Genomic DNA, 22,440 nt, shown 5'->3' on the forward strand with positions numbered 1-22,440 from the left:
CCGTTGACCACGACGTCACGGGGACCTTGATCGGTCATCACCGTGAGCGAGATTCGCATTACCCCTCCGGATTCGCCGTCTGCCGGACCAGGATAGAGAGGGTTCCGGGGTCTCTCCAGCGGCTTCGACCGAGTGCAGTCTTGATCACTTAACAGGACGGCGACATCCGGGACGAAACAATCTGTGGATGCCGCATTGACGCGGAGCGGTAAGGACGGAACGATGGTTCGCCGCGTCCCGTCAACGCCGACAGTCCGCAATCCCCCGAATTGGCGGAGTATCCAGTGACGACGAGCAGTGATCGCAAGAGCGTCGCCGACACCTCCGGGCGGCCGTCGCTCGCGGTGGCGGCCGGCCACCGGATTCCCGTGCCGCCCCGGGAGCGCAAGCCGGCGATGGCGGCGCTGGCCGTCCTGCTCATCGTCGGAGGCGCGCTGGTCAGCGCCTATCTGGTGATGGCCAGCGGGCAGCGCGTCCCGGTCATCCGGGTGGCCAAGCCGGTCGCCGCGGGGCAGCGCATCCCGGCGTCCGCGCTCCAGGAGGTCCAGGTCTCCTCGACCGGCGGCCTGGACTACATTCCGTGGCGGGACCGCGCGAAGGTCACGCAGACGTACGCGACCGTCACGCTCGTCAGCGGGTCGCTCCTGACCAACGGGATGATCAGCACGGCCGCGTCGGCGGCCAAGGGCACCGTCGTCGTCGGGCTGGCGCTCAAGCCCGGTCAGCTCCCGGCGGGCGGCCTGCACCCGGGCGACCGCGTCGCGGTGTACGCCGTGGCGGTCGAGGGACAGACCGCGATCCAGGCCGGTGCCGTGCTCGCGCCGGCCGCGATGGTCTACGACGTCGCCGGGCCCGGTCAAAACGACATCCAGAGCGACCAGGTCCAGGTGTCGGTGACCGTGCCCACGGACGAGGCCCCGCTCGTCACCCAGGCCGCGTCGGCGGGCGCGGTCGCGGTGGCCGTCCTCGCGCCCGGCGAGCAGGCGTCCGGGAAACGGCCGCGCGCCGCCACCGCCCCGACCGCCGTGCCCCCGACGCCGCAGCAGTCGGCGACCGGCCGGCAGCCGGCCCCCGGCCGCACAACACCACACCGGCCGTCCTCCGGCGCCTCCGGTGGCGCGACGGGCAGGCCCTGATGGGGCTCATCGTCCTCGCGGCCGACAAGGGAGCGCCGGGCGTCACGACCGCCGCGATCGCCATCGCGGCGGTGTGGCCGCGCCCGGTGCTGCTGGCCGAGTGCGACCAGGCGGGCGGCGACCTGGTCTACCGGCTGCCCGCCGAGGACGGCGGCATGCTCAACCCCGCGCGCGGCATGCTCAGCCTCGCCGCCACCGCGCGGCGCGGGCTGCGCGCCGACCAGGTATGGGAGCACACGCAGCGGCTCGTCGGCGGCCTCGACGTGCTCGTCGGTCTCACCAACGCCGAGCAGGCGCAGGGGCTCACCTGGCTGTGGGGCCCCCTCGGCCGCGCGTTCGCGGGTCTAGGCGCCCCGGCCCCGTACGCCGACGGCGCCGCGCATCCCGCGAACGGCACGCCGCCGCACGGCCTGACGGCCAACGGCACCCCGCCGAACGGCCTGACCGTGAACGGCGCGCATCCCGGGGCCGGCGCCACGCCCGGCGCCGAGCGGCCGGGGAACGGCACGACGCCGAGCGGCGGGTTCCCCGTCCAGGGCGGCCCGCAGGGCATCGCAGCGGCCGCTCCCGCGCTCCAGACCCCGGTGGACGTGGTCGCGGACTGCGGGCGGCTGGGCGCCGGATCGGCCGTGACCGACCTGCTACGCGAGGCGTCCACCATCGTGCTGTTCACCCGCGCCACCCTCGAACAGGTCGCTCACCTGCGCGAACGCATAAACGCGCTCGCCACCGAACTCGGCGGTCACGCCGCGCCGCCGATCGGGGTCGTCGTCGTGGCCGATCCCCGCGAATACCGGACCGCCATCACCGAGGTCGGCCGCATCATTTCCCACGCCGAATTGCCCGCGAGCGTTCTGGGGGGTTTCGCGCTGGATCCCAAGGGTGCTGAAATGCTGAGGGGACGTTGGGGCGGGAGGCTTGACAAATCACTGCTGATTCGTTCGGCCCGGCAGATCGCGGGCGATCTCGCCGCGCGGGTCGCGGGCGGCCCGGAGGGCCGCGAGGCGCAGGGAGCGGCTAGTGGATCACAGTCTCGTTAAGCGACTCCGGCAGGAGGTGGGCGGGCGGCTCGCCGACCAGCGCCGGCTCGACGCCGCGAACGGCATCGCGCCGATGCTCCCGGAGGACGAGCGCCAGTTCGCCCGCGCCCTGATCGGACAGGTCCTCGAGGAGTACGCCCGCGCGGAGATCGCCGCGGGCCGCCGCCCGCCGAACGCCGAAGAGGAGGAGCAGCTCGCGGCCGGCGTGCACGCCGCCCTCTTCGGCGTCGGACGCCTCCAGCCCCTGCTCGAGGACCCCGAGATCGAGAACATCGACGTCAACGGCTGCGACCGGGTGTTCATCGGGTACGCCGACGGCCGGGAGGTCATGGCCGAGCCGGTCGCCGAGTCCGACGAGGAGCTCGTCGAGCTCATCCAGATCCTGGCGGCCTACAGCGGGCTGTCGAGCCGGCCGTTCGACTCCGCCAACCCGCAGCTCGACCTGCGGCTGCCCGACGGGTCCCGGCTGTCCGCCGTCATGGACGTCACCGTACGGCCCGCGCTATCGATCCGGCGGGCCCGGCTGGGCAAGGTGTTCCTGTCCGACCTCGTCGGCAACGGCACCCTCAGCACCGAGATCGGCCTGTTCCTGCGGGCCGCCGTCGCCGCGCGCAAGAACATCATGATCGCCGGGGCGACGAACGCCGGGAAGACGACCCTGCTGCGCGCCATCGCCAACGAGATCCCCACCGCCGAGCGGCTCATCACCGTCGAGCGCGCCCTCGAGCTCGGGCTCGACCAGTTCCCCGAGCTGCACCCGAACGTCGTCGCCCTGGAGGAGCGCCTGCCGAACTCCGAGGGCCAGGGCACGATCACGATGGCCGAGCTCGTCCGCCGGTCGCTGCGCATGAATCCCTCCCGCGTCATCGTCGGCGAGGTCCTCGGCGACGAGATCGTCACGATGCTCAACGCCATGACGCAGGGCAACGACGGTTCCCTGTCCACCATCCACGCGAACTCCTCCTGGGAGGTGTTCAACCGCATCGCGACGTACGCCCTGCAGTCCGACGAACGCCTGCCGATCGAGGCGACGCATATGCTCATCGCAGGTGCCATCGACTTCGTCGTCTTCATCGAGAAGCGCAACGACTACGCCCAGGGCGGTCGGCTGCGGCGCTTCGTCTCCAGCATCCGCGAGGTGACCGGCTGCGACGGCCGCGTGCTGTCCAGCGAGATCTTCGAGCCCGGCCCGGACGGCTCCGCCGTGCCCGCCGCGCCGATCGCCTGCGCCAACGAACTCGTGCCCTTCGGCTACGACCCGGCCCGCGGGGTCTCCTGGTGAGCGGCGGTCTGACCGACCTCGCCGCGCTGCCCGCGATCCTCGCGGGCGCGATGGCCGGCGGCGGCGTGTTCCTGCTGATCCTCGCCCTCCGCGGCGTACGCCCCCGGCCCGGACGGCCGACGGGACGCAGCCGCGAGGAGATCATCCGCACGCTGAGCACCCGTACGGCGCTGGCCGTCATCGCCGGCGTCGTCGTGCTGATCGTCACGCAGTGGCCGGTCGCCGCGCTCGGCAGCGGCCTGCTCGTCCTCGGCTGGAACACCGTCGGCGGCGGGGCGGCCGAGGAGCGCCGCGCGATGGCCCGGCTGGAGGCCCTCGCCGCCTGGACCGAGTCGCTGCGCGACACGATCGCCGGCGCGGTCGGCCTCGAACAGGCCATCCCCTCCTCGCTGCGGGCCGTCGCCCCGGTCCTGGAACCGCACGTACGGACCCTGGTCGACCGCCTCCACACCCGCGTGCCGCTCGCCGACGCGCTCCGCAGGTTCGGCGACGAGCTGAACGACCCGTCCGCCGACCTCGTCGTCGCGGCGCTCATCCTGAACGCCCGGCTGCGCGGCCCGGGCCTGCGCGACATGCTCGGCGCGCTGTCCACCTCCGCCCGCGCCGAGCTCGACATGCGGCGCCGCGTCGAGGCGAACCGCCGCACGACGCGCCGCAGCGTCCAGATCGTCGTCGGGGTCTCGGTCGGCACCGCGATGCTCCTCGCCGTCTTCAACCGGTCCTACGTGAAGATGTACGACACAGTCACCGGCCAGCTCGTCCTCGGTGTGGTCGTCGGGCTGTTCGCCCTCGGGTTCATCTGGCTGCGCCGGCTCGCCAGGTACGAGATGCCGCAGCGCTTCCTCGGCGGCACCGACACCGACCGGCCCGGCGTGCCCGCCGAGGTCCCCGAGACGGTCGCGCGCTGGCAGGGCCGTACGGGCACCGGCCCCAACCCCACGGTCAAGGGAGGCACGCGATGACGATCGCACTGCTGGCCGGGGCGATCTTCGGGCTCGGCGGCTACCTCCTGTTCCGAGCGTTGTTCCCGCCCCGGCCGGGGCTGGCGGCGCGCCTCGCGGCCTTCGACACGGCCCGCCGGCGCGGCGAGACCGCGCCGGAACGCCGCCCCACCGGCGACTCGGGACGGTTCCCCGGGCTGCGCGCCCGGGTCGGCCGCTCCCTGGCCGCGTTCTACCAGGCACGGGGATGGCAGCAGCGCTCGGCCCGCGCGGACCTGGCCCTGCTGGACCGGTCCTTCGAGGGATTCCTCGCGACGAAGTTCCTGCTGTCGGCGGCGGCGATCGTGTTCATTCCCCTCCTCGCCGGCTACTTCGCCATCCTGGGCCTCGGCGTCGCGGTCTCCGTCCCCGTCTGGGTCGGCCTGTTCTTCGCCGTCATCTTCTTCCTGCTGCCGGACCTGCAACTGCGCCAGGAGGCCGCGGCGCGGCGGCGCGACTTCCGGCACGCCGTCAGCGCGTTCCTCGACCTCGTCGCCATGAACCTCGCGGGCGGGCGCGGCGTGCCCGAGGCCCTCATGACCGCGGCGAACGTCGGGGACGGCTGGGCGATGCGCCGCATCCGCGACGCCCTGTCCAACGCGCGCATCACCGGCATCACGCCGTGGCAGGCGCTCGGACGGCTCGGCGAGGAGATCAGCGTCGACGAGCTCCGCGACCTGTCCGCGGCGCTCGCGCTGGTCGCCGACGACGGGGCCAAGGTCCGCCAGTCGCTGGCCGCCCGCGCCGTCAGCATGCGCAGCCGCGAGCTCGCGGACATCGAGGGGAAGGCGGGTGAGCAGTCCCAGTCCATGCTCGTCGCCCAGCTGCTGCTGTGCGCCGGTTTCTTGATCTTCCTCGCCTATCCGGCGGTGATGCGGGTCATCGCCACCTGACGACGAGGACCGTCCCCCGAGACATCCGAGGTGTTCCATGCAGTGGTTGAATCCGATGAACGACCCCGTCGTCGTCTACGTGCGGTCCCACGTCGAGGCGCGCATCGAGCGGCTCCGCGAGGACTCCGAAAGGTCACGGGGCGCCTCCGCGATCGAGTGGGCGATCATCACCGGGATCCTCGCGCTCATCGCGATCACCGTCGGCTGGGTGATCTTCCGGCGGGTCAAGTCCGCCGCCAACAAGATCAACGTTGACAACGGTCCTGGAGGCTGAGGTGCGCCACCGGACGACGCGGGAGGGCGCTGCGGCGGACGAGGGCGCGAGCACCCTCGAACTCGCGTTGCTGACGCCGATCCTCCTCATGGTCATCCTGCTGGTGGTCCAGTTCGCGATGGTCTACCACGCCCGGCACGTGGCGCTCGCGGCGGCGCAGTCCGGCGCCCGGGTCGCCCGCGAGAGCGGGGCCGCCGACTGGAAGGGAGAGGCGGAGACGAAGGCACGCGAGTACGTCCGGCGGATCGGCCCGGAGCTCCTGACCGGCGTGACACCGCAGGCCGGCGGCGACCAGAAGACGCGGTGGGTCACGGTGACCGGCAGCGCGGTGCGGGTCGTGCCCTTCCTCACGTTCCACGTCAGCCAGCGATCCGGCGGGCCGATCGAGTGTTACCGGCCCGACGTCGGCGCCGGCACGACCTGCGCGGACCGGCCGTGACGAGCCCCGCGGCGAACCCGAACCCGAATCCGCATCCGAAACCGGACCAGCACCGGGACCGGAACCCGGACCGGGACCGGGGCACGATGGCGCTGGAGATGGCCATCCTCACCCCGGTGCTCGTGGCGTTCATGATGCTGATGGTCGGGCTCGGCCGGATCGTGGAGGCCCACGGCCAGGTGGAGGGCGCCGCGCGGGACGCCGCCCGCGCCGCCTCGGTCGCACGCGACCGGACGACCGCCCGGTCCGACGCCGAGCAGGCGGCTCAGGCGACCCTGAACGGCGGCAAGCGGTGCCGGGGCGGGCCGCGCACGGAGCCGGACTTCCGCGACTGGCGTCCGGGCGGCCAGGTCACCGTCACGGTGCGGTGCGACATCGACCTGGGCGGGCTGTCCCTGATCGGGCTGGCCGCTTCCCGGACGATGGTCGGTACGGCGACCGCTCCCCTCGACACGCTGCGGAGGATCGGTTGACGCGGTGGCATCGGGCGGTGGCCGAAGACCGCGACCGTGGGACGGTCGCGATGTTCACCACGATCTTCGCCCTGTTCGTGATCGTGCTGGCCGGCCTGGTCGTCGACGGCGGCCAGGCGATCCACGCCCGCCAGCGCGCGGCGGACATCGCCGAGCAGGGCGCCCGCGCCGCGGCCGACGAGATCGACCTGGACGTCCTGCGGCGTACCGGGCAGGCGCGGATCACCGACCCGCGCGCGGCCTGCGCCCGCGCCGAACGCCTCGTCGCCGCCTACCCCGAGGTGACGGGGCGGGCCAAGTGCCAGATCGAGGGCGGCCGTACCGCGCGGGTCGTCGTACAGATCAAGGTCCGGCTGCAGCTCCTCGGCATCATCCCCGGCTTCAACGACTTCACCATGACGTCGGCGGCGACCGCCCACCCTCAGGAGGGGATCTGATGAGACCGGTCACTCCTCCGGCGAAGGAGAATCCGTGAGTACCATCCGGCGACCGCCGGTGCGGATCGATCGCGGGCGCGGGCCCGGTGACGTGGCCGTCGGCGTGCTCGCGCTCGCCGCCATCGCCGCGCTGCTGGCCGGTGTGCCGTTCGCGCTGGTCACCTTCTTCGGCTCGCCGATTCCCAGCCGGCCGCCGTCGATGGAGACGCTGACGCAGCGGCTCGACACCGCCGCGCTGATGCGCATCCTCGTCATCGTCGTGTGGCTGGCGTGGCTGCAGCTGGCCGCCTGCGTGCTCGTGGAGGTGTACGCCGGGATCCGCGGGGTCGGCGTGCCCGCCCGGGTGCCGTTCGCCGGTGGACCCCAGGCGGTCGCGCACCGGCTCGTCGTCGCCGCCCTGCTGCTGTTCACCGCCACGACGGTGGTCGTGCCCGCGCTGACCGCGCCGCGCGCCACGCACGTCCAGGTCAAGGAGCCGCCACGGCAGCAGCCGCGGCCGGCCGAACGCCCCGAGACCGTGGCCCGGCAGGCTCCGGAGCAGGACGCGGCGCCGACCCCCATGGAGGAGAACGCCGTCCGCAAGATCTACCGGGTCCGGCCGCCGGAGGGACGGCACCACGAGAGCCTGTGGGAGATCGCGGAGAAGTGCCTCGGCGACGGCCGCCGCTACCGCGAGATCTACGCGCTGAACAAGGGCAAGGTGCAGCCGGACGGCACCCGGCTGACGATGGCGAGCCTGATCCGGCCCGGCTGGGTCCTCGACATGCCGGCCGACGCCACGCACGTCGAGGTGATCCACCGGGGGCCGCACGACGGGCAGCACGAGCACGGCGTGCCCCACGCCCAGGTTCCCGGCGGCGTCCACCACCGCAGCGGCGTCACCACCGAGCAGCAGGCGGTCGACGCGGCCCGGCGGGCGGCTCGCCAGGAGGCGCGGGACCATCAGGCCGGTCACGAGGCGCACGAGGGAAGCGGGCCGGGAGCGGAGCACCAGGGCGGCGCCGCGTCGGGTCGCCCGCCCGCCGCGCGGCCGCCGCAGGCGACCTCACCGGGCACGGCCCCGCCGGCCCGGCCGCCCGCGCACGCGTCGCCGCGCGCCGAGCATCCCACTCCGGCCCGGCCGGAGCATTCCGGGCACCCCTCCGAGCAGCGGCAGTCACCCGCCGGGCAGGGGCAGTCACCTGCCGAGCAGCACAGGCCCGCCGAGCAGCATCGGCCCGCCGAGCGGCAGCCGTCCCACCTGCCGGCCTTCGGCTGGCCCGAGGAGCTCGCGGTGGCGTCGCTCCTGGCCGCCGGAGTGCTCGCCGTCCTCGGCCGCCGCCGGCGCGAACAGCTGTGGCGGCGGGCGTTCGGCACCAGGATCGCCCGGCCCGACGGGGAGGCCGCGCTCGCCGAGCAGGCCCTGCGCATCGGCGCGGACACCGACGCGACCCGCCTGCTCGACCTCGGCCTCCGGCAGATGTCTCAGGCCCTCGCCGCCGAGGGGCGCACGCTGCCCACCGTGTACGGCGTGCACCTCGGCGCCGACAGCCTCGACCTGTGGATCGCGCCCGCCGACCGCAACCCGCCGGCGCCCTGGGAGGAGTACGACAACGGGCAGGTCTGGCGGCTGAACGCCGGCGCCCTCGACGGGATGGCCACCGCCGACCTCGCCGACGTCCTGGCGCCGTACCCGGGGCTCGTCTCGATCGGCACGAACGACACCGGCCGGATCCTCGTCGACCTGGAGACCGCGCACGGGCTGATCTCCCTGCAGGGCCCGGACGAGGTGCGCCGTGCCGTCCTCGCCGCCGTGGCCGTCGAGCTCGCGACGAACCGCTGGTCCGACCACATGCGGATCACCCTCGTCGGCTTCGGCGAGGAGCTCTCGCTGATCGCGCCGGACCGCATCCGGGCCGTCGCCACCCTCGCCGAGGCGCTGCCGGAGCTGGAGAGCCGGACCGAGGAGGTGCGGCAGGCCCTCGCCGCCTCGGGCGCGGACTCGGTGCTCACCGGCCGCTGCCGCGGCGTGTTCGGCGAGGCGTGGATGCCGCACTACCTGATCATGGCCGACCCGCCGGCGCCCGACGAGGCCGAACGCCTGGTCGCCCTGGCCCGTACCGGTCAGCGGATGGCGGCCGGGTACATCGTCGCGGGTGAGACGCCCGGCGCCACGTGGACCTGGGACGTCACCTCCGACGGGCGGCTCCGCGCCGGGGTCCTCGGTTTCGACGTCGAGGCCCAGCTCGTTCCCGAGCGGCACTACCGGGCCGTCCTCGAGCTGTTCCGCACGGCCGGGCGGGCGGACGGCGTCCCGTACGGCGGCCTCGACGAGGAGCCGTCGACGGCGCCCGTCATGGGCGAGGTACGGCCGGCCGTCGACATCCGGATCCTGGGCCCCGTCGAGGTGGACGCGCCGGGCGTCGTCGAGGAGAGCCGCCGGGCGCTGTGCACCGAGGTGCTCGTTCACCTGGCCACCCATCCCGAGGGCGTGCACCCGACCGTGCTGGGCGGCGCGGTGTGGCCGCGCGGGGTCTCGGCGCCGGTGCGCGACGCCACCGTCGCCCGGGTCGCCGACTGGCTCGGCCGCGACTCCCGTGGCCGCCCCAACCTGTACTACGACGAGAGCGGCCGGATCCGGCTCGGGTCGGAGGTCCGGGTCGACTGGGAGATGTTCCGCTGGCTCGTCTGGCGGTCCGCCGCCGAACCCGCCTCCGAGACGGCCTACCTCGCCTACGCCCTCGACCTCGTACGGGGCCCGCTGCTGGACGGCCGCCCGCGCGGCCGGTACTCCTGGCTGGCCGCGGAGGACCTGGAGTACGAGGCGACCGCGCGCGTCGCGGACGTCGCGCACCGGCTCGTGCTGATGCGCCTGGACGACGGCGACGCCCGGGGCGCGGTGTCGGCGGCCCGCGCCGGCCTGCGGCTGGCCGTGGAGGACGAGGGCCTGTGGCGGGACCTGCTGCGCGCGACCCACGCGACGGGCGACCAGGCCGCGGTGTACGACGTCGTCGACGAGCTGAGCGAGCGCGTCACCGCCGACCCGTTCGCCGCGCAGTTGCAGCCGGAGACCGAGGCGCTGGTCGAGGAGCTCGTTCCCCAGTACCGCGTCGCCGAGGGAGCGGGCTGAAGGTCCCTACCGGTAGATGCCGGTGTGGCCCAGGGAGAACCGGCCGGGCTGCGGGAAGACGCACAGGCCGTGCGGGGCGGGTCCGGCGGGGAGCCGCCGGATGACCCGCCCGGTGCGCGTGGAGACGGCGAAGACCGTGTCGGCCTGCCGGGCGGACAGCCACAGCACCCGGCCGTCCGCCGACACCCCGCCCATGTCGGGCGCGGCCGGAAGCCGCCACCGGCCGGCCAGGCGGCGTTCGGCGACGGAGATCAGCGAGACGGTCCGCGCGGCGCCGTCGGTGACGTAGAGGGTGGCGGCGTCGCGGCTGGGGTACAGCCCGTGGGCGCCGCGCCCGGTGGCGATGAACCCGGCCGGCCGCAGGCTCGCGGCGTCGACGGCCCACACGCCGCCGCGACCCGCGTCGGCGACGAAGAAGGCCGTGCCGTCCGGCGCCAGGCGGACGTCCCGGAGCAGTGCGTCGCCGGCGAGGGGGGCCGTCCCCGCGGCGACCCGCCGCTGGAGGTCGACGCGGACCAGCCGCCCGCCGCCGCACGCCACGGCCATCGTGGATCCGTCGGCCGACAGGTCCGCCGCCGCCGGGTCGGGGCAGGGCAGGGCGACGGCCGACCGGAGCCGGAGGGTCCGCGGGTCGCGGATCTCCAGCCGTCCCGGCCGCGCGCCCAGGACCAGGGCGGACCGGCCGTCGAGCGTGAAGTACAGGTCGACGGGATCGGGGACCGGCACCGTACGGCCGCGCGTGCCGGTGCGCGCGTCGATCGGCAGGAGCCCGGCCGCCTCCGTGACCCACAGCGTCCGCAGGTCCCAGGAGGGAACGACCTGCCGTGGCACGCGCCCGACCGGGATGCGGCGGATCGGGCGGTACGTGCGGGCGTCGACCACGTCGATCGCGGTACCGCCGCTGACCGGGACGTATACCCGAGGCGGCAGGCGACGCGCGACGGGCCCGAGCATGCCGGCCCGCGTCGCGGCGTAGACCCCCGACGGCCGGTCGGGCGAGGCGGCGGGCCGGCCGAGCGGGGAGGGCGGCGGCGTGACGGGCGGCCGGACGTACGGCGCGGGCCCGCCCAGCGCCAGGACCGGTGACCCGGGCCCCGGCCGACCCCGGAAGGGCACCGTCCGGCACCCGCAGAGCGCCGGCCCGCCGACGGTCAGCGTCAGCGCGACCGCGACCCGCGACGCCGCTCTGCACCCCTTCATATGCGCCGGACTCTAGCCGCCCGAGGGCGGATCGTGAGCGTGTAATTACGAAGAGGTCGCCATCGGCTCGAACGGATTGAGCGTACGCACGCCGGTCCGCTCGACATCCTTGACGTTCCGCGTGACGAAGGTCCAGTCGTTCAGGTACGCCGTCGCCGCCATCAAGCCGTCGACGACAGGGATCGGCGACACCGCTTGCCATCGTCCCCAGATGATCGCCGCCGCGGTGTCGACCGGGATGATTCGCGAGGCGTATTGCTCCTTGATTCCGGTCAGCCAGGCGGCCAACGTGGTCGCCTGGGGAAGGTCGCGCTTACTGAGCTGGTGGATGCCGCGTGTGAGTTCCCCAATGACAAGGGAGCTGAGGTACTCGGTGGAGCCTTCGATCGAGCGGTACCAGGCGCGCACGTTCGGGTCGCATCCACGTGACTTCCGGAGTTCGGAGACCACATTCGTGTCGAGGAGGTAGGCCACTCTCACTCCTCGAGGAGGAACGATATGTCGCGCCCATAGTCCTCGTCACGCTTGATGAGGTCGTCGAAGTCCTCTGGGAACGGGGGTCCGGACAGCAGGTAGTCGTGGAAACTCATCCTCTTCGCCTGCGTATGGCGGTATTCGCTCATGTCGATGATGACTGCCACCTCTTCCCCGTGCCTCGTGATGATTTGGGGGCCTTCGTCGTGGGCCCGGCGTAGGACCTCACTGAAGCGCTGCTTCGCCTCTTGGACCTGCCAGTGCTGTGCTGGGTCGCGATCGTGTGCTGCGGGCATGCCATCACTCTCCTCTGTCCATACAGTCTAGACCGAGGGGGCATTCCGTGTTCACCTGAACACGAAGTGTGCTGGTATTTACGGCAGGGCGCTGGTGCGCCAGGTGCCGGGGCCGTGGGGGAGGGGGCGGCGGAGCCGGCGGGAATGGTCGGCCCAGGCCGAGCGGCGCCGCGGGGGCGTCGCCCGCGCCGCTTCGGCGGCGCGGGCCCGTGCGGTCAGCACCGCCACGAGGGCGGCGATATCCTCCGGCGTCGCGTCTCCGCGCACGACCTGCAGGAAGGGGCGCTCGCTCATCAGGTCCTCTCCTACAGCGGGATGTTGCCGTGCTTCTTGGGCGGCAGGGTCTTGCGCTTGTCGCGGAGCGCGCGCAGCGCCTTGACGACCTGGCCGCGCGTCTCGGACGGCTTGATCACCGCGTCGACGTAGCCCCGGGACGCGGCGATGTAGGGGTTGGCGAGGGTGTCCTCGTACTCGGTGATCAGCTCGGCCCGCCGGGTGTCGGGGTCCTCGGCGGCGGCGAGCTCACGGCGGTACAGGATGTTGACCGCGCCCTGCGCGCCCATCACGGCGATCTGCGCGGTCGGCCACGCCAGGTTGATGTCCGCGCCGAGGTGCTTGGAGCCCATGACGTCGTACGCCCCGCCGTACGCCTTGCGGGTGATCACGGTGACGAGCGGGACGGTGGCCTCGGCGTAGGCGTACAGCAGCTTGGCGCCGTGCCGGATGATGCCGTTCCACTCCTGGTCGGTGCCGGGCAGGAAGCCGGGGACGTCGACGAAGGTCAGCACCGGGATGTTGAACGCGTCGCAGGTGCGGACGAATCGCGCGGCCTTCTCCGACGCCTCGATGTCGAGCGTGCCGGCGAAGTGCATCGGCTGGTTGGCGACGATCCCGACCGAGCGGCCCTCGACGCGGCCGTACCCGCAGATGATGTTCGGCGCGAACATCGCGTGGACCTCGAGGAACTCGCCGTCGTCGAGGACGTGCTCGATGACGGTGTGCATGTCGTACGGCTGGTTCGGCGAGTCCGGGATGAGCGTGTCGAGATCGAGGTCCTCGTCGGTGATCTCCAGTGCCGCCGCGGCGTCGTACGCGGGCGGGTCGGACAGGTTGTTCGACGGGAGGTACGACAGCAGCGTCTTGACGTACTCGATCGCGTCCTGCTCGTCCGACGCCTGGTAGTGCGCGACCCCGGACTTGGTGTTGTGGGTGTGCGCGCCGCCGAGGTCCTCGAACGTCACCTCCTCGCCGGTGACCGTCTTGATGACGTCCGGTCCGGTGATGAACATGTGCGAGGTCTGGTCGACCATGACGATGAAGTCGGTGAGGGCGGGGGAGTAGACCGCGCCGCCCGCGCACGGGCCCATGATCAGGGAGATCTGCGGGATCACTCCGGAGGCGTGGGTGTTGCGCTTGAAGATCTCGGCGTACAGGCCGAGCGCGACCACGCCCTCCTGGATGCGCGCGCCGCCGGAGTCGTTGATGCCGATGACCGGGCAGCCGGTCTTCAGCGCGTGGTCCATGACCTTGACGATCTTCTCGCCGAACACCTCGCCGAGCGAGCCGCCGGCGACGGTGAAGTCCTGGGAGAAGACCGCGACGGGCCGGCCGTCGACCGTGCCGTGGCCGGTGACGACACCGTCGCCGTACGGGCGGTTCCTCTCCACACCGAAGCCGTACGCGCGGTGCTGCGCCAGCTCGTCGAACTCGACGAACGACCCCTCGTCGAGGAACGCGTCGATCCGCTCGCGGGCGGTCATCTTGCCCTTGGCGTGCTGCTTCTCGACCGCGCGCGCGGAGCCGGCGTGAACCGCCTCGTAGCGGCGGCGCTCCAGGTCTGCGATCTTGCCCGCCGTGGTGTGGATGTCGATCTCGTCCGCGGGCAGGGGCTCGGGAGCTTGCGTGGCCATGGAGATCAGGTTAGCCAGCGGCCGGAACGTCCCGCCAGGAGGGTCACGATCTCGGCGCTCGCTGCGGCTTCTCACCAGGCGAGACGGACTCGGATCGCCTTGCGGGACGAACTACCCTGAGGTGCGTGTCGACACGAAACTCAGCTCGGCAGGAGATGCCCGAGCCACTGCGCCGTGACGTCCGGTTGCTCGGTTCGCTCCTGGGCAACGTTCTCGTCGAGTACGGGGGGCAGAGCCTGCTCGATGACGTCGAGGCCCTGCGCCACGCGGTGTTCGCCGCGCGCCGGGGCGAGACCTCCGTCGACGACGTCGCCGCGATCGTCGGCGGCTGGGCGATCGACCGCGCGGAGCTGGTGGCCCGCGCGTTCACCGTGTACTTCCACCTGACCAACCTCGCCGAGGAGCACCAGCGGATCCGCACGCTCCGGGAGCGGGACACCGGCGAGACGCCGCAGCGCGAGTCCGTCGCCGCCGCGGTCGCCGAGATCGGGGAGGACCGCGTCCGTGAGCTGCTGGAGGACCTGGAGCTGCGCCCGGTCCTGACCGCGCACCCGACGGAGGCGCGCCGCCGCGCGGTCGTCACCGCGATCCTGCGGATCAGCAAGCTGCTCACCGACCTGGACGACCCGCGCGCGGGCAGCGGCGAGCGCGAGGAGACCACCCGCCGGCTGGTCGAGCAGATCGACCTGCTCTGGCGCACCTCGCAGCTGCGCCGCACGAAGCCGGACCCGCTCGACGAGGTCCGCACCGCCATGGCGATGTTCGACGAGACGATCTTCCGGGTCGTCCCGGTGATCTACCGCTCGCTGGACGCGGCGCTCGCGCCGGGCACCGGCGAGCGGCCGCCGCTGGCCAAGCCGTTCCTGCACTACGGCAGCTGGATCGGCGGTGACCGCGACGGCAACCCGTTCGTCACCGCGCAGATCACGCGGGAGGCGATCGGCGTCCAGGCCGACCACGTCCTGCGCGCGCTGACCAACGCGTGTACCCGGATCGGCCGCACGCTGACCGTGCACGAGACCACGACGCCGCCGTCCGAGGCGCTGCGCGGCGCGCTCGCCGCCGCCCGTGCCGCCCAGCCCGAGCTGTTCGCCGAGATCGCCAAGCGGTCGCCGGGCGAGCCGCACCGGGTGTTCCTGCTGCACGCCGCCGAGCGGATCAACGCGACCCGGCTGCGCCACGCCGACCTGGCGTACCGCGGCCCCGCCGACCTGCTGGCCGACCTGCGCGTCGTCCAGGAGTCCCTGGTCGAGGCGGGCGCGCGCCGTCAGGCGTACGGCGAGCTGCAGCACCTGATCTGGCAGGTGGAGACCTTCGGGTTCCACCTGGCCGAGCTCGAGGTCCGCCAGCACTCCGCGGTGCACGAGAAGGCCCTCGCCGAGGTCCGCGCCGGCGGGCCGCTCAGCGAGCAGACCGAGGAGGTCCTCGACACGCTGCGGGTCGTGGCGTGGGTGCAGGAGCGGTTCGGCGTCGACGCCTGCCGCCGGTACGTCATCTCCTTCACCCGCACCGCCGACGACGTGGCCGCCGTGTACGAGTTGGCCGAGGCCGCCGCGATCGGCGGCCGCGCGCCGGTGCTCGACGTCGTGCCGCTGTTCGAGACGGGCGAGGACCTCGACCGGTCCCCGGCCGTGCTGGACGGCATGCTGCGGCTCGCGCCGGTGCGCCGCCGCCTGGAGGAGACCGGCCGCCGCCTGGAGGTCATGCTCGGCTACTCCGACTCGGCCAAGCAGCTCGGCCCGACGACGGCGACGCTCAAGCTGTACGACACGCAGGCCGCGCTCGCCGCCTGGGCGGACGAGCACGACGTGCGGCTGACCATGTTCCACGGCCGCGGCGGCGCGCTCGGCCGCGGCGGCGGCCCGGCCAACCGGGCCGTGCTGGCGCAGGCGCCGGGCTCGGTCGCCGGCCGGTTCAAGGTCACCGAGCAGGGCGAGGTCATCTTCGCGCGGTACGGCCACGCGGAGATCGCCCAGCGCCACGTCGAGCAGGTCGCCAACGCGGTGCTGCTCTCCTCGACCGAGGCGGTGCAGGAGCACGCGGTGGCGGCGGCCGAGCGGTTCCGGCCGCTGGCCGACAAGATCAGCGTGGCCGCGGAGCGGACGTTCCGGTCGCTGGTGGAGACGCCGGGCTTCCCGGAGTGGTTCGCCCATGTCAGCCCGCTGAACGAGCTGGGCAACCTGCGGCTCGGCTCCCGGCCGTCCCGCCGCAAGGCGACGACGTCGCTGGACGACCTGCGCGCGATCCCCTGGGTGTTCTCCTGGACGCAGACCCGGGTGAACCTGCCGGGCTGGTACGGCCTGGGCAGCGGTCTGGCCGCCGCGGAGGACCTCGACGCGCTGCGCGAGGCGTACCGGTCGTGGCCGCTGTTCGCCGCGCTGCTGGACAACGCCGAGATGAGCCTGGCCAAGACCGACCGGGCGATCGCCGAGCGCTACCTCGCCCTCGGTGACCGGCCGGAGCTGACCGAGACGGTCCTGGCCGAGTACGACCGCACGAGCTCCCTGGTCCTGGAGGTCACCGGGCACACGCGGCTCCTGGAGAACCGCCGCGTGCTGTCCCGCGCGGTCGAGCTGCGCAACCCGTACGTCGACGCGCTGTCCCACCTGCAGCTCCGCGCGCTGAAGGAGCTGCGGGCCGGGATCGACGACGACGCCGAGCGCGAGCGCATCGAGGACCTGCTCCTCCTCGCCGCCGCCGGCGTCGCCGTGTCCGAGGGCCGTTTCCCCGCCCGACGGCCTGCTTCGTCGTCGCGGTGGTCACTTCGCCGCCGCGGTGGCCGGGCCTCGTCCCGATCGCGCGTTTCGTCCCGTCAACGCCGACGGCAGGGCTCCGTGCCGCGCGTGCGGGGACGGCGCCAAGATCGTGGCGGACGGCCGGCTTCCATCGGCGCCGGCTCCCATCGGCCTGCCCGTGGTTACGCTTCCCGGATGTCCTCGCTGAGATTGCGGCACTCGGCGCGCGCCATCGTCCTGGACGAGGACGACCGCATCCTGTTGTGCCGGTTCACTCCGCCCCAGCCCGCCGGGACCGTCGTGTGGGCGGCGCCCGGCGGGGGTGTCGAGCGCGGCGAGTCGGCGCTCGCCGCACTGCGCCGGGAACTGCTCGAAGAGGTCGACCTCGTCATCGGCGCCGACCCGCCGCACGTCTGGCGCCAGCGAGTCGTGGCGGCCGACCACGCGCCCGGCTACGACGGTGTGGTGAACGACTACTTCGTCGTCCGCACCCAGCGGTTCCGTCCGCGCGGAACGCTGTCCGACGTCGAACTCGCCGATGAGAACATCAGCAGGTTCCGGTGGTGGTCGCCCCAGGAGATCGCCGCGTACGGCGGTCCCGACCTGTTCTCGCCTCGCGACCTCGCCACCCCGCTGGTGGCCTTGATCGATCACGGCGTTCCGGCGCACGTGGTCGAGCTCGGCCTGTGAGCGGCGTCCCGGCGACGTGTGCCGGACGGCGCCCGGCTCGGAGATCATGCGAGCCGTGTCGGGTAGATTCGGATGATTCTCGTCGATCTGACGGTTAGGGATGGGCATGGGCATCAGGCTGGCCGAAGCCGTCGACCAGGACGCGGTAGAGGCGATCGTCAAGGCTGCGTACGACCCGTGGATCCCGGTGATCGGCGTGGCACCCCTGCCGCTCGTCGCCGACTACGCGGAGCTGATCTCTCGCGGGTACGTGTACGTCCTCGAGTACGACCAGGTGGACGCGTTGATCGTCCTCGTTCCCGAGGACGAGACGCTGCTCGTGGAGAATGTCGCGGTGCGTCCCGACCGCCAGGGGCGGGGGCTGGGGCACCGGCTTCTGGCCTTCGCCGAGTTCCGTGCCCGGTCGCTCGGGCTGTCCGCGGTGCGGCTGTACACGAACGAGAAGATGACCTCCAACATCGGCCTGTACGAGTCCCTCGGTTACCGCGAGACGGGCCGGGAGGGCATCGACGGCCGGCACGCCGTCCACCTGCGCAAGGACCTGCTCCCCGAACCCGACCGCGTCTGACCTGGCGGGCGCTTCCGCCCGGCGCCCGGCGGAACGTACGCGCCCGGCCGGTCAGCGGGGGGCGTGGTCGTGGCGGCGTTCGCGGTCCCACATCGCGCGGTACGGGCCCGGGCGGGCCAGCAGCTCCGCGTGGGCACCGCGCTGCACCACCCGGCCGGCGTCGAGGACAACGATCTCGTCAACGGCGTCCAGCCCGGCCAGGCGGTGCGTGACGAGCAGGGTGGTACGGCCCTCGGTGGCCGCCAGCAGGTCGGCGGTGAGCTCGTCGGCGGTCGCGACGTCGAGGTGCTCGGCGGGCTCGTCGAGGAGCAGCACGGGAAAGTCGGCCAGCAGCGCGCGGGCGAGCGCGATGCGCTGGCGCTGCCCGCCGGAGACCTGGGCGCCCTCCTCGCCGACGCGGGTGTCCAGCCCGCGCGGCAGCGTCTCCACCCAGTCCAGCAGCCGGGCCCGGCGCAGCGCGTCGCGGATCTCCTCGTCGGTGGCGGAGCGCCGGGCGAGCCGGATGTTCTCCCCGATCGTCGTGTCGAACAGGTGCGCGTCCTGGCCGCACAGCCCGACCACGCGGCGTACGTCGTCACCGGCCAGGTCGCTCAGGTCCACGCCGTTCAGCGTCGCCAGGCCCGACTCGTAGTCGAGGAGGCGCAGCAGCACGGTGGTCAGCGTGGTCTTGCCCGATCCGCTCGGCCCGACGACGGCGCACCGCCGGCCCGGCGGCAAATCCAAGGAGACGCCGTCGAGCGCGTACGGGCCGCCGGGCGTCCACCGGGCGCGCAGGTCCGTGGCCCGCAGGGTGCACGGCGGCTCGGGCAGCGGGACCGGCGCGGCGGGGTCGCGCACCGGCTCCTCGCGGTCGAGCACGGCGAACACGCGGGCGGCCGACCGGCGGACCCGCTGCAACTGCTGCGCCGCGAGCGGCAGGCCCGCCACCACCTCGAACGCCGCGAGGGGGAGCAGGACGATCACGGCGAGCAGCGTTCCGTCGAGGTGGCCGGACCGCACGGCCGGGATGCCGACGGCGAGGGCGCCCCACACGGCGAGCCCGCCGGCCAGCGCCGTGACGGCCGCGCCGGCGCCCGCCGTCGCGGCGGACCGGGCCGACGCCCGGGTGAGCCCGTCGTCGAGGCGCGCGGCCGTGGCGAGCCGGTCGGTGGCGGCGCCGTAGGCGACGAGCTCCGGCACCCCCTGGAGGACGTCGACCACGTGCGCGGTCAGCTCGCCGCGCAGATCGGCGGTCCGGTGCTCCGCACGCCGCGACGCGGCGGCCGACAGCCACGGGGCGACGACTCCGGCCAGCAGCAGGCCGGCGAGCAGGAGGACGCCCGCGGACGGCAGCAGGCTCCACGCGAGCGCCACCGACGCCCCGCCGACGAGGACGGCGGCCGCGGCGGGCAGCAGCACACGCAGGTAGAGGTCCTGGACGGCGTCGACGTCGGCGACGAGCCGGCCGAGCAGGTCGCCGCCGCGCGCCTCCGGCAGCCCGGCCGGGACGAGCCGCTCCAGCCGCTCGTACACCCGGGCCCGCAGGTCGGCGAGGACCCGGAACGTCGCGTCGTGCCCGATCAGCCGTTCGGCGTACCGGAAGACGCCCCGCCCGATCCCGAACGCCCGCACCGCCACGATCGCGACCATCAGCACCAGCACCGGCGGGTGCTGCGCGGCCCGCGAGATCAGCCAGGCGGAGGTCGCCATCAGCCCGACGCCGCTGCCCAGCGCCAGCGCGCCGCACAGCGCCGCCAGCGTCAGCCTGCCGCCCGCGGGGCGTGCCGCGGCGAGCAGCCGCAGCACCGGCCCATGCTCCGGACCGATCCTCATGACGGTCACGCGGCCACCTCCAGTGGCGCTCCGACGCGGACGACCCGGTCGGCCAGGTCGGCGAGCGCCGGGCGGTGGGCGACGAGGACGACCGTGCGCCCGGCCGCCAGGCGCCGGACGGCCTCGATCACCGCGGCCTCGCTCTCGGCGTCCAGGCCGGACGTCGGCTCGTCGAGCAGCAGGATCGGCGCGTCGCGCAGGAACGCCCGCGCGAGGGCGATCCGCTGCCGCTGCCCGGCGGACAGGCCGGTCCCGCGCTCGCCGAGCGGGGTGGCGAACCCCTCCGGCAGCGCGTCGACGAACTCTTCGGCGCGGGCGTCGCGCGCCGCGCGCCGTACCTCCTCGTCGGAGGCGCCGGGGCGGCCCAGCCGGATGTTGTCGGCGACCGTGCCGGCGAACAGGTACGGCCGCTGGGGGACCCAGGCGATCCGTTCCCGCCAGGCGTCCGGGGCGAGGTCGGCCAGGTCGGTCCCGCCGAGGAGGACCCGTCCGGCGTCCGGGCGGACGAAGCCGAGGAGCACGGCGAGCAGCGTCGACTTGCCGGAGCCGCTGGGCCCGGTCAGCGCGACGGTCTCGCCGGGCCGTACGACGAGGGAGAAGCCGTCGAGGGCGGGCTCGTCCCGGCCCTCGTACGCGACGGTGACCTCCTCCAGGCGGAGCGGCGCGGACGCCGGGTCGGGGACGTCGGTACGGGTGCCGTGGCGGGGGAGCGGCGTCTCGAGCACCTCGAAGATCCGCTGGGAGGCGGTGAGCCCCTCGACGCTGGCGTGGTACTGCGCGCCGACCTGGCGCAGCGGCAGGTACGCCTCCGGCGCGAGGATGAGGACGAGCAGCGCGGTCCGCAGGCCGACCTCCCCGTTGACGAGGCGCAGGCCGATCGAGACGGCGACGAGCGCGACGGAGATCGTCGAGAGCATCTCCAGGACCAGCGCGGACAGGAACGCCACCCGCAGGCTCGCCATCGTCTCCGTGCGGTACCGGCCGGTGACCTCGCGGATCGCCCGCGCCTGCGCCTTCGCCCGGCCGAACACCTTCAGGGTCGGCAGGCCCGCGACGACGTCGAGGAAGTGCCCGGACAGCACGGACAGCGTGCGCCACTGGCGGTCCATCCTCCGCTGGGCGGCCAGCCCCACGAGGATCGCGAAGATCGGGATGAGCGGGAGCGTCAGCGCGATGGTCAGCGCGGACGGCCAGTCGCCGAACAGGATCCGCGCGCCCACCGCCGCCGGGACGAGCACGCCGAGCACGAGCTGCGGGAGGTAGCGGGAGAAGTAGGCGTCCAGCGCGTCGATCCCGCGGGTGGCGAGGGTGGCGAGCTCGCCGCTGCGCTCGCCGGACAGCCACCGCGGGCCGAGGCCCACCGCCCGTTCGAGCAGCAGCCCGCGCAGCCGCGACTTCACCGCGGCGGACGTGCGGTGCGCGGCGACCTCCTGCAGCCAGGCGACGAGCGCCCGGCCGGCGACGACGGCGAGGAGGAGCAGCAGCGGCGTGCGGGAGGCGGCGAGCGAGGCACCGCCGACGAACGCGTGGGCGATCAGGCCCGCGAGCAGCGCCGCCTGGGCGATGACCAGGCCGGCGGTGGCCGCGCCGAGAACCACCGACAGGGCCAGGTACGCCCGGGTTGTGCGGGCGTACCTCAGCAGCCGGGGGTCGAAGGGCCTCATCGCGCAGGCTCCGGCTCCCGCGCCGGCTGCGGGACGTGCGAGGCGTCGATGCGCCGCCGGAACACCCAGTACGTCCAGCCCTGGTAGAGCACGACGAGCGGCGTGAACGCGACCGCCGCGATCGTCATGATCTTCAGCGTGTACGGGGAGGAGGCGGCGTTGGTCGTGGTGAGGCTGTTCGCGGCGGCGATCGTCGACGGCATGACGTCCGGGAACAGCGCGACGAAGAGGGTCGCGACCGCGGACACGATGGCCGTGCCCGTGCCGACGAACGCCCAGCCGTCGCGGCCGCGGGCGATCGCGACCGCCGCGCCGGCCAGGCCGGCGGCGGCGACCGCCACGGTGGCCCAGGTGACCGGCTTGCCGTGCTGCACCTGCGTGATGAGCAGGAACGTCCCGCCCACCGCGATGGCGGCCACCACGGCGGCCCGCGCGGCGCGGACGGCGCGGGCGCGCACGTCCCCGGCCGTCTTGAGCGCCAGGAAGACCGCGCCGTGCAGCACGAACAGCGTGAGCGTGGTCAGCCCGCCGAGCAGCGCGTACGGGTTCAGCAGATCGGTGAGGGTGCCGGCGTACTCGTGCCGGGCGTCCAGGGGGACGCCGCGGCTCAGGTTCGCGAAGACCACGCCCCACACGAACGCCGGGACGACGCTGCCCCAGAAGATGGCGCGGTCCCAGCGGCGGCGCCAGTGCGGCTCGTCCCGCTTGCCGCGGTACTCCAGCGCCACGCCGCGCACGATCAGCGCCAGCAGGATCGCCAGCAGCGGCAGGTAGAAGCCGCTGAAGAGGGTGGCGTACCAATCCGGGAACGCGGCGAACGTCCCGGCTCCGGCGACGATGAACCAGACCTCGTTGCCGTCCCAGACCGGCCCGATGGCGTTCAGCAGGACGCGGCGCTCGGTGTCGTCGCGGCCGAGCACCGGCAGCAGCGCGCCGACGCCGAAGTCGAAGCCCTCCAGGAGGAAGTAGCCGGTCCACAGGAAGGCGATGGCGACGAACCAGACGGTCGTGGCCTCCATGGCACAACC

The 22,440-nt window shown here is 73.7% G+C and carries 20 protein-coding genes and 1 pseudogene; 13 read left to right on the forward strand and 8 right to left on the reverse strand.

Features of this window, described 5'->3' with window-relative positions; all coding sequences use genetic code 11:
* Positions 1-284: 284 nt before the first annotated feature.
* The 10 genes from NE235_RS21110 to NE235_RS21155 are packed head-to-tail and all read left to right on the forward strand — an operon-like array spanning position 285 to position 10,063.
* Positions 285-1,136: a CpaB family protein gene (locus NE235_RS21110; RefSeq protein WP_252805582.1), complete on the forward strand. Its 852-nt coding sequence runs from the start codon at positions 285-287 to the stop codon at positions 1,134-1,136.
* Positions 1,136-2,176 (forward strand): hypothetical protein, encoded by a 1,041-nt coding sequence (locus NE235_RS21115; protein ID WP_252805584.1) that lies wholly within the window; start codon positions 1,136-1,138, stop codon positions 2,174-2,176. Before NE235_RS21110 ends, NE235_RS21115 begins: the two co-directional genes overlap by 1 nt.
* Positions 2,157-3,458 (forward strand): CpaF family protein, encoded by a 1,302-nt coding sequence (locus NE235_RS21120; protein ID WP_252805586.1) that lies wholly within the window; start codon positions 2,157-2,159, stop codon positions 3,456-3,458. The genes NE235_RS21115 and NE235_RS21120 overlap by 20 nt, the downstream gene beginning before the upstream one ends.
* A complete protein-coding gene (locus NE235_RS21125) occupies positions 3,455-4,420 on the forward strand; it encodes a type II secretion system F family protein (protein ID WP_252805588.1) in 966 nt (321 codons plus the stop codon). The genes NE235_RS21120 and NE235_RS21125 overlap by 4 nt, the downstream gene beginning before the upstream one ends.
* Complete coding sequence (locus NE235_RS21130) at positions 4,417-5,331, forward strand: type II secretion system F family protein (RefSeq protein WP_252805591.1); 915 nt, start codon at positions 4,417-4,419, stop codon at positions 5,329-5,331. The genes NE235_RS21125 and NE235_RS21130 overlap by 4 nt, the downstream gene beginning before the upstream one ends.
* A gap of 37 nt (positions 5,332-5,368) precedes the next feature.
* Entirely contained in the window at positions 5,369-5,605 is a 237-nt protein-coding gene (locus NE235_RS21135) for a Flp family type IVb pilin (RefSeq protein WP_252785871.1), read from the forward strand.
* A 1-nt stretch (position 5,606) separates the two neighbouring features.
* Positions 5,607-6,044: a TadE/TadG family type IV pilus assembly protein gene (locus tag NE235_RS21140; RefSeq protein ID WP_252805593.1), complete on the forward strand. Its 438-nt coding sequence runs from the start codon at positions 5,607-5,609 to the stop codon at positions 6,042-6,044.
* Entirely contained in the window at positions 6,041-6,517 is a 477-nt protein-coding gene (locus tag NE235_RS21145) for a TadE family protein (protein WP_252805594.1), read from the forward strand. The genes NE235_RS21140 and NE235_RS21145 overlap by 4 nt, the downstream gene beginning before the upstream one ends.
* The gene (locus NE235_RS21150) at positions 6,514-6,954 is read left to right on the forward strand and encodes a pilus assembly protein TadG-related protein (protein ID WP_252805595.1); all 441 of its coding nucleotides are present in this window, start codon (positions 6,514-6,516) and stop codon (positions 6,952-6,954) included. Before NE235_RS21145 ends, NE235_RS21150 begins: the two co-directional genes overlap by 4 nt.
* Before the next feature lie 34 nt (positions 6,955-6,988).
* Positions 6,989-10,063 (forward strand): hypothetical protein, encoded by a 3,075-nt coding sequence (locus NE235_RS21155; RefSeq protein WP_252805596.1) that lies wholly within the window; start codon positions 6,989-6,991, stop codon positions 10,061-10,063.
* 6 nt (positions 10,064-10,069) lie between these two features.
* Here NE235_RS21155 and NE235_RS21160 read toward each other — a convergent pair whose 3' ends face one another.
* From NE235_RS21160 to NE235_RS21180, 5 genes are all read right to left on the reverse strand, one after another.
* The gene (locus NE235_RS21160; protein ID WP_252805598.1) at positions 10,070-11,263 is read right to left on the reverse strand and encodes a YncE family protein; all 1,194 of its coding nucleotides are present in this window, start codon (positions 11,261-11,263) and stop codon (positions 10,070-10,072) included.
* Between the two features lie 45 nt (positions 11,264-11,308).
* Complete coding sequence (locus tag NE235_RS21165; protein WP_252805600.1) at positions 11,309-11,737, reverse strand: type II toxin-antitoxin system VapC family toxin; 429 nt, start codon at positions 11,735-11,737, stop codon at positions 11,309-11,311.
* Positions 11,738-11,739: 2 nt separating this feature from the next.
* On the reverse strand, positions 11,740-12,033 hold the full coding sequence (locus tag NE235_RS21170) for a type II toxin-antitoxin system Phd/YefM family antitoxin (protein WP_252805601.1): 294 nt from the start codon (positions 12,031-12,033) through the stop codon (positions 11,740-11,742).
* 78 nt (positions 12,034-12,111) lie between these two features.
* The gene (locus NE235_RS21175) at positions 12,112-12,327 is read right to left on the reverse strand and encodes an acyl-CoA carboxylase subunit epsilon (RefSeq protein ID WP_252805603.1); all 216 of its coding nucleotides are present in this window, start codon (positions 12,325-12,327) and stop codon (positions 12,112-12,114) included.
* Between the two features lie 11 nt (positions 12,328-12,338).
* Positions 12,339-13,943, reverse strand: coding sequence for an acyl-CoA carboxylase subunit beta (locus NE235_RS21180; protein ID WP_252805606.1), 1,605 nt, complete (start codon positions 13,941-13,943; stop codon positions 12,339-12,341).
* Positions 13,944-14,098: 155 nt separating this feature from the next.
* Between NE235_RS21180 and NE235_RS21185 the strand changes: the two are divergent.
* The 3 genes and pseudogenes from NE235_RS21185 to NE235_RS21195 all read left to right on the forward strand — a co-directional run.
* A pseudogene (locus tag NE235_RS21185) lies at positions 14,099-16,651 on the forward strand (phosphoenolpyruvate carboxylase); the annotation flags it as partial.
* 222 nt (positions 16,652-16,873) lie between these two features.
* Positions 16,874-17,368: an NUDIX hydrolase gene (locus NE235_RS21190; protein ID WP_252805699.1), complete on the forward strand. Its 495-nt coding sequence runs from the start codon at positions 16,874-16,876 to the stop codon at positions 17,366-17,368.
* A 106-nt stretch (positions 17,369-17,474) separates the two neighbouring features.
* On the forward strand, positions 17,475-17,936 hold the full coding sequence (locus NE235_RS21195; RefSeq protein WP_252805608.1) for a GNAT family N-acetyltransferase: 462 nt from the start codon (positions 17,475-17,477) through the stop codon (positions 17,934-17,936).
* A gap of 51 nt (positions 17,937-17,987) precedes the next feature.
* Here the strand turns inward: NE235_RS21195 and cydC are convergent, their stop codons facing one another.
* Genes cydC through cydB form a run of 3 tightly spaced genes read right to left on the reverse strand, consistent with a single transcriptional unit; the run spans position 17,988 to position 22,431 of the window.
* Entirely contained in the window at positions 17,988-19,748 is a 1,761-nt protein-coding gene (cydC, locus tag NE235_RS21200; RefSeq protein WP_252805701.1) for a thiol reductant ABC exporter subunit CydC, read from the reverse strand.
* A gap of 5 nt (positions 19,749-19,753) precedes the next feature.
* A complete protein-coding gene (gene cydD / locus NE235_RS21205; protein WP_252805610.1) occupies positions 19,754-21,412 on the reverse strand; it encodes a thiol reductant ABC exporter subunit CydD in 1,659 nt (552 codons plus the stop codon).
* The gene (cydB, locus tag NE235_RS21210) at positions 21,409-22,431 is read right to left on the reverse strand and encodes a cytochrome d ubiquinol oxidase subunit II (protein WP_252805612.1); all 1,023 of its coding nucleotides are present in this window, start codon (positions 22,429-22,431) and stop codon (positions 21,409-21,411) included. The genes cydD and cydB overlap by 4 nt, the downstream gene beginning before the upstream one ends.
* Between the last annotated feature and the right edge of the window lie 9 nt (positions 22,432-22,440).

The organism is Actinoallomurus spadix (assembly GCF_024055725.1).
GTDB classification, from domain to species: domain Bacteria; phylum Actinomycetota; class Actinomycetes; order Streptosporangiales; family Streptosporangiaceae; genus Actinoallomurus; species Actinoallomurus spadix.